Source organism: Nocardia sp. 852002-20019_SCH5090214 (genome assembly GCF_001665865.1).
Classification (GTDB): Bacteria; Actinomycetota; Actinomycetes; order Mycobacteriales; family Mycobacteriaceae; genus Nocardia; species Nocardia nova.
In genome coordinates this window covers 1-825 of record NZ_LZMK01000325.1, presented here as the reverse complement: position 1 = coordinate 825, position 825 = coordinate 1, and the positions used below count along the sequence as shown (strand labels likewise).

Below are 825 nucleotides of genomic sequence, written 5' to 3'. Positions count from 1 at the left end.
CGCGGTTCTTCTCTTGGCGTTTCTGAATCCTGTTTTCGGCATGCCGAATAAACCCTTCGAATGGAGGGAGGGAAAGATGAAAAGAATGAATGGTGTGGCTTTTCGGGGAATCAGCGCCCCGGCGTCGTCAACGCCGACTGACCCGGGGCGCCGATCCGCCGTTTCAGCAGTTCAGAGGAACGGCAGGACGAGCGAGAGCACTTGGGCGGCGATCGTCAGTCCGTTCGAGACTGCCGCAGAGCCGGTATCGATCCAGGAAAGAACGACCATCGGATCCACAATCAATTTCCCTTCGAAGCAGGAGCAGTTGCCCTACCATCAAAACGCGGAAAATTATGGTTCGCCAGGCGTTGAAGGGATAGAGTTTTTATATATACCCGCGCTAGCCCCACATAGAGATGGGTTTACGTGCGACAGCGGCGAAAATTGATACTCCCAGTATCCCTCGAAATTTTTCCCGCCCATCGCCGATTGGTGAGCACCACGTCGTGAACACCGCCGTTGATCGACCTCGAGCGCGCCTCTTCGCCAGCAAGACCGCTGGTTATTCGTTGCCGCCATCGAGGGATTCTGGTAGAACGAAAGCGCTCGGGGGAGAAAGCTTTTCACCAATTCCTGCATTCGTTGACACGAAAGTGTCGGCGTTCGAGGGGGTTTCATGACCACCACCACACCCGATTCACCTCACGCTCGACAGCCACCGGATGTCGCCCGTTTGGCTGGTGATGTGCCGGTTGGAATTCCAGCACTCGGGCCCTGGCTACGGGTGATGCGCGAACACCGCGACCTGACCCGCGATCTGGCCGGCCAGTACACACACGTCAG

1 protein-coding gene is annotated in these 825 nt (G+C 57.1%); it reads left to right on the top strand.

Annotation, left to right across the window (positions count from 1 at the left end; genetic code table 11):
• A partial coding sequence (locus A5780_RS42200) for a hypothetical protein (RefSeq protein ID WP_231983094.1) occupies positions 1-430 on the top strand: 430 nt, incomplete at its 5' end.
• Positions 431-825 lie beyond the last annotated feature (395 nt).